We start from the raw sequence: 5,868 nt of genomic DNA, 5'->3' as shown, positions 1-5,868 counted from the left end.
GGCCCCGTCCTCCCGCTCGGGAGGGCGGGGCCGCGGCGTTTCGGCGGGGCTTGCGCGGCGTTCCCCGCGGTCAGTGGACGCAGAACTCGTTGCCCTCGGGGTCCTGCACGACGGTCCACTCGCCGCCGGGCTCCCTGACGTGCCGCACGACGGTGGCGCCGAGGCCTTCGAGGCGGGCGACGGTGGCCTCGCGCTCGCCCGGGCCGGGGTGGACGTCGAGGTGCAGGCGGTTCTTGCCCTGCCTGGGCTCGGGGACGGCCTGGAACAGGACGCGGCGGCCGAGGCCGGTGTCCGAGGCCGGGTCGAACGGGTCCTCGGGGTGGCGGACGGCCGCCAGGGAGCGCCAGGCCGGGTGGCCGTCCACCTCGGTGAGGGCCTCCGGGCCGACCGCGCCGGCGGCGAGCAGCCGGGTGATCAGCGCGCCGTGGTCCTCCAGCGTGTACTCCAGGGCGGCGGCCCAGAAGGCGGCCTGGCGGTGCGGGTCGGCGCAGTCGATGACGAGCTTCCAGTGCAGCGGCATGTAACCGTTTATATCGGTTACCAATGGGCCGGGCAATGGCAGGCCGTCGGAAGCTGTCAAAAAGGCGCCCGTGTAGGCGAGTTGGCGGTGGGAATACTGGCTGGACGGAGTAGGGGGAGGGGACTCGACCGATGGTGCAACAGGATCCGCCGGGGGGCGTCGAGGCGCAGCTGCTGCCGGAGCTGTTCTGGACGGCGGACAAGGCCTCGCTGGACGGCCAGCGCGAGACGCTGCGCTGGTACCGCGGACTGATCGCGATGCTGGTGATCGCCGCTGTGATCGGGTCGTTCCCCGGCCCGGCCGACAAGGGTGACTTCGACGTCTGGCCGCTGTTCTCGGTGGCCGCGTTCCTGGTGGCCGGCTACTTCTGGTCCCGGCTGCGCCGCAGCAACCCGCAGGGCCGCTGGTACCAGGCCAGGGCGGCGGCCGAGTCGGTCAAGACGCTGGCCTGGAAGTACACCGTCCGGGCCCGGCCGTTCGACGGTGCGGCCGAGTCCGCGGACGTCGACCGCGGTTACCTGCTCCAGGTCGAGGACGTGCTGCGGGCCTTCGAGGACCCGGAGATCGTGCCGCCCGGCAGCGTCGCCGAGATCACCCCGGAGATGCGCCGGCAGCGTGCCGAGAACCTGACCGCCCGGCGCACCCTCTACCTGCGCACCCGGGTCGAGGGCCAGCGCACCTGGTACCGCTCCCGGGCCGAGGCCTGCGACTCCCAGGCGGTCTCCTGGGGGCTCGGCATCGCGGTGCTGATCATCGTCGGCGCCGCTGCGGCCGTCGCCCAGGCGACCGGCGCGTTGCCGGTGCACGTCTTCGGCGCCACCTCGGCCGCGGCCGCGGCGATCATCGCCTGGACGCAGCTCAAGCAGCTCGGCCCGCTGGCCGCCGCCTACCAGCTGGCTGCGCGCGAGCTGGAGAACGTCGGCAACCAGCTGTCCGACCTCGACCCCCGGGCGCCGGACGCCGAGGCGCGCTGGGCCCGGCTGGCCGCCGACGCGGAGGACGCGGTCTCCCGGGAGCACACCACCTGGCGGGCCCGCCGGGCGTTCCCGCGCTGAGCCGGGCGCTGCGCGCCGAGCCGGGCGTCGCGCGGCGAGCGGGACGGGTCCGGGGCGCGGCGGCAGAGGGTACGCCACCGGAACGGGGACTTGGGGAGATCCGGCGAAACGCGGGGCACAGGTGTGCGGGGTGCGTGAGAGTAGGGCGCCCAGGCACGGACCGTAATCATTACGTGTCCATGCCCTGGTTTCATCGCCTGCGCGCGACCCCAGTTCCCGCCGGAGGCCCTCCTTGCGCATTCTCCTGATCGCCAGCGCGTTCAACAGCCTGACCCAGCGCGTCCACACCGAGCTGCGCGAGCGCGGCCACCAGGTCGCGGTCCAACTCGCCCTCGGCGACGAGCAGATGAGGGCGGCGGTGGTCCGCACCGACCCCGAGCTGATCGTCTGCCCGATGCTGACCAAGGCCGTCCCGCAGGACATCTGGTCCACCCGGACGGTCCTGATCGTGCACCCGGGACCCACGGGCGACCGCGGCCCCTCCTCGCTCGACTGGGCGATCACCGAGGGTGCGGAGCGCTGGGGTGTCACCGTGCTGCAGGCCGTCGCGGAGATGGACGCCGGCGACATCTGGGCGTCCGTCGAGTTCCCCGTCCCGGCCTGCGGCAAGAGCGAGTTGTACCGGGGCGAGCTCGCCGACGCCGCCGTCGAGGCCGTCCTGCTGGCCGTCCAGCGGTACGAGGGCGGGCTGTTCACCCCCGAGCCGCTGGACTACGCCCGGCCGGACGTGCACGGCGAACTGCGGCCCTTCCTGCGTCAGGAGGCGCGCCGGATCGACTGGGAGCAGGACGACACCGCCACCGTTCTGCGCAAGCTGCGCGCTGCGGACTCCCAGCCCGGCGTGCTGGACGAGCTGTACGGGCGGGAGTTCTTCCTGCACGGCGGCCACCCCGAGGACGAGTTGCGCGGCCCGGTGCCCGGCGCCGTGCTGGCCACCCGCGACGGCGCGATCTGTCGGGCCACGGTGGACGGCGCGGTGTGGATACCGCAGCTGCGCCCGCGCCGCACTCCCGGCGGGCCGGTCACCTTCAAGCTGCCGGCCGCCACGGTGCTCGCCGACGAGCTGTACCGGGTCCACGAGGTGCCGGTGAGCCCGGAGCGGGCGGGCCGTCGGGAGACCTGGTCGGAGCTGCGCTACCGCGAGGACGGCGACATCGGCTTCCTCGAATTCGCCTACGCGGGCGGGGCGATGAGCACCGAGCAGTGCCGCCGGCTGCTCGCCGCCTACCGGGAGGCGGCCGAGCGGCCGACCTCGGTGCTGGTGCTCGGCGCGCCCCGGGACTTCTACTCCAACGGGATCCAGCTCAACGTCATCCAGGGTGCGGCCTTCCCGGCGCTGGAGTCCTGGGAGAACATCAACGCGATGGACGACTTCGTCGAGGCGGTGCTGACCACGACGGACAAGGTGACGGTGGCGGCGCTGGCCGGGAACGCGGCGGCCGGCGGGCTGATGGCGGCGCTCGCCGCCGACGAGGTGTGGTGCCGCGAGTCGGCGGTGCTCAACCCGCACTACCGGCTGATGGGCCTGTACGGATCCGAGTACTGGACGTACACCCTGCCCCGCCGGGTCGGTGCCGAGCAGGCCGAGCGGCTGACCGCCGAGGCGCTGCCGGTCGGGGCCGGACACGCCCGCCGGATCGGCCTGGTGGACCGTACGGTCGGCGGGGACGCGGCCGGGTTCCGCCGCTGGGTGGCCCGCGAGGCGGCCCGGATCGCCGCCTCGCCGGAGCTCACCGGGCGGCTGGTGGACAAGAAGCGCCGCCGCGCGGCCGACGAGGAGGCCAAGCCGCTGGCCGAGTACCGGGCGGAGGAGCTGCGCCGGATGCACGCCAACTTCTACCGGGCGGGCGAGCCGTACCACGCGCTGCGGCGGGACTTCGTGCACAAGGTCTGCCCGGTGGCCACGCCGGAGCACGTGGCGGGGCTGCTCGGGCGGCCCGGGCAGCCGTAGCGGCAGGGAGGCCGGGGGCGGGCTCGGGCGACGCCCGGCCGGGGTGGGGGGCCCGGCCGGACGCCCGCTCGGGCCCCGCTCCCGTGCCCGGCCTCAGGGCCGGGCCGCCCCGCCCAGCGGTGGCCGCCGCTGCGGGGCCTGCGGGCCGTCCGGGCCGCCCGGGGTGCGCGCGGCCCATGCGGCCCCGGGGGCGCGCGGGGGCAGCGGGGCGGCCGGACCGGCCAGCAGGGGCCGGGAGTTGGGCCGGCTCGGCGAGACGGCGAAGGCCAGCGAGCCGAAGAAGACGTAGCAGCCGAGCCCGACGCCGAGCGGGAAGATGAACTGGAGTGCCATCACGCCGTCCTCGGTGGAGCGTGAGAAGTCCAGGTGGACGGAGAGCGCCGCCATACCGGTGTAGTGCATCGCGCAGACCGCCACGCCCATCACCGGCGCCGCGGCGAGCACGGCGAGCGTGCCCCGGATGTTCAGCGCGGCCCAGAGCGCGGCCGTGGCCGCGACCACGGCGATCGCCACCGAGGCCGCCACGGTGGGCAGGTCGTAGCCGAGCCGGCCGGGCAGGACCATCGCGGCCATGCCCAGGTAGTGCATCGCGGCGACCCCGAGGCCGGTGGTCAGCCCGCCGACCAGGAGTGCCAGGGCGCGGTGCCGCCAGTACCCGACGGTGAAGAGCCCGACGCCGACCACGGTGACGGCGACCAGCAGGCTGAGCACGGTGAGCCCGGGCCGGTAGCTGATCTCGGCGCCGGTCACGGAGAAGCCGAGCATCGCGATGAAGTGCATGGACCAGATCCCGGCCCCGAGCGAGGTCGAGGCGAACAGCAGCCAGACGGCCCGGGTGCGGCCCTGGGAGACGAGTGCCCAGCGGGCGCTGCGCAGGGCGACGAAGGCGCCGAGGCAGGCGACGAAGTACGAGACCGCCGGTGTCACCCAGCCGTGGTCGGCATGGTGGATCTCACCCAATAGAGCTCCCTGGACGAGGGTTGAGGGCACCGGGGCGCGGGCGGACGCGGCTGGCCGGGGAAGGCGCGCGGCAACGGGCACCGGAGCGGGAACGCGGTCCCGCGGGGAGGAGCCTGGCATGTGGTGCCCCTGACAATCGGGGAGAGTAGCCACTGCCCGGCGGTCGCACAATGTTCGCGTTTTTCGTGAAGTCCCAGGTCAGGATGGGCCTTTACGCGGCCTGCATGATCCCGGCACCAATCCCTGACACCGTCTGCGCACCGTCCCCAGGCCTCGTGCGGGGGTCGCCCGCCCCGCTTGGCGGCTACTCCAAGGGGGCTAGTCCGAACGGGTGGCCGGCCGGGTCGACCAGCACCCGCAGCGTGCGGCCGTGCTGGTAGGCGGGCTCGGTGGCGCCGAGCGCGAGGGCCTTCGCGGTGGCCTCGTCCAGGTCGTCGACGTAGAAGTCGAGGTGGAAGTGCTTGCTGCCGTCCGGTTCCGTCCACGGCTCCGGCCGGTACCCGGTCACCCGTCCGAAGCCCAGCGGGCTGCCGCCCTCGGGGTTGTCCAGGATTGCGAAGTTCTCGTCCGTGTGCCTGGTCTCCCACCCCAGCAGCTCGCCGTAGAACGAGGCCAGCGCGACCGGGTCGGCGCAGTCGATGGTCACCATGGCGAGCCGGGCGAAGCCGGTGTCGCCGGGCCCGTTCTGCGTGGACCGCTCGGACGACTGCGGCCGTTCGGACCGCTCGGACTGCTCGGTGGCGAGGTCGGACATGGCAGGTCGGCCCTTCTGGGAGTCGAGAGCTGGGGCCCATGACCAATATGGCACCGGGGCGACCCTCCGGCGCGGCGGCGGATCTCATTTTCCTTAGCGAGAGTAATGACGTAGGCTAAAGAGATGCCCGAGATGTCCGAGCAGGACTTCGCAGCGATCAGTCAGCTGCGGTCGTCCACGATGCGCCTCTCCCGACGACTCAAACACCAGCGGGTGGAGGAGTCGCTGAGTCCCACCGAGATGGGGGTGCTGGGCACCCTCGCCCGGTGCGGGAAGGCGACGCCGGGTGAGCTCGCCCGGAAGGAGCACGTGCAGCCTCCTTCGATGACCAGGATCGTCGCGATGCTGGAGGAGAAGGGGCTGGTGCGGCGCGAGCCGCACCCCGAGGACCGCCGCCAGGTGGTCGTCAGCAGCACCGAGCAGGCCGAGACGATCCTCGCGGAGAGTCGTCGACGCCGGAACGTCTGGCTCGCCGAGCTCGCCCAGGGGCTCGACGAGGAGGAGTGGGCCGTCCTCCGCGAGGCCGCGCCCGTGCTCTACAAGCTCGCACACCTCTAGGCACACCTAATCCGGCAAGCCGCCGGAAGGACAAGGAGCACTGCATCACCGCAGGACCTGTCTCTTATAC

6 protein-coding genes are annotated in these 5,868 nt (G+C 73.4%); 3 read left to right on the top strand and 3 right to left on the bottom strand.

The features are described from left to right. Positions 1-70: 70 nt before the first annotated feature. Positions 71-520: a VOC family protein gene (locus ACFU7Y_RS38520; protein ID WP_363390279.1), complete on the bottom strand. Its 450-nt coding sequence runs from the start codon at positions 518-520 to the stop codon at positions 71-73. Between the two features lie 131 nt (positions 521-651). Between ACFU7Y_RS38520 and ACFU7Y_RS38515 the strand changes: the two genes are divergently transcribed. Together ACFU7Y_RS38515 and ACFU7Y_RS38510 are read left to right on the top strand one after the other, a co-directional pair. Beyond that, on the top strand, positions 652-1,575 hold the full coding sequence (locus ACFU7Y_RS38515; protein ID WP_224279398.1) for a DUF4231 domain-containing protein: 924 nt from the start codon (positions 652-654) through the stop codon (positions 1,573-1,575). Positions 1,576-1,807: 232 nt separating this feature from the next. After that, complete coding sequence (locus ACFU7Y_RS38510) at positions 1,808-3,526, top strand: hydrogenase maturation protein (protein WP_224279400.1); 1,719 nt, start codon at positions 1,808-1,810, stop codon at positions 3,524-3,526. A 93-nt stretch (positions 3,527-3,619) separates the two neighbouring features. Here ACFU7Y_RS38510 and ACFU7Y_RS38505 read toward each other — a convergent pair whose 3' ends face one another. Together ACFU7Y_RS38505 and ACFU7Y_RS38500 are read right to left on the bottom strand one after the other, a co-directional pair. Next, the gene (locus ACFU7Y_RS38505; RefSeq protein ID WP_380771141.1) at positions 3,620-4,486 is read right to left on the bottom strand and encodes an MHYT domain-containing protein; all 867 of its coding nucleotides are present in this window, start codon (positions 4,484-4,486) and stop codon (positions 3,620-3,622) included. Between the two features lie 304 nt (positions 4,487-4,790). After that, complete coding sequence (locus ACFU7Y_RS38500) at positions 4,791-5,240, bottom strand: VOC family protein (protein ID WP_224282929.1); 450 nt, start codon at positions 5,238-5,240, stop codon at positions 4,791-4,793. Positions 5,241-5,363: 123 nt separating this feature from the next. Between ACFU7Y_RS38500 and ACFU7Y_RS38495 the strand changes: the two genes are divergently transcribed. Next, on the top strand, positions 5,364-5,798 hold the full coding sequence (locus ACFU7Y_RS38495; protein WP_224282930.1) for a MarR family winged helix-turn-helix transcriptional regulator: 435 nt from the start codon (positions 5,364-5,366) through the stop codon (positions 5,796-5,798). Positions 5,799-5,868 lie beyond the last annotated feature (70 nt).

It is taken from the genome of Kitasatospora sp. NPDC057542 (assembly GCF_042801945.1).
GTDB lineage: Bacteria > Actinomycetota > Actinomycetes > Streptomycetales > Streptomycetaceae > Kitasatospora.
This window is presented reverse-complemented; position numbering and strand designations above follow the sequence as displayed.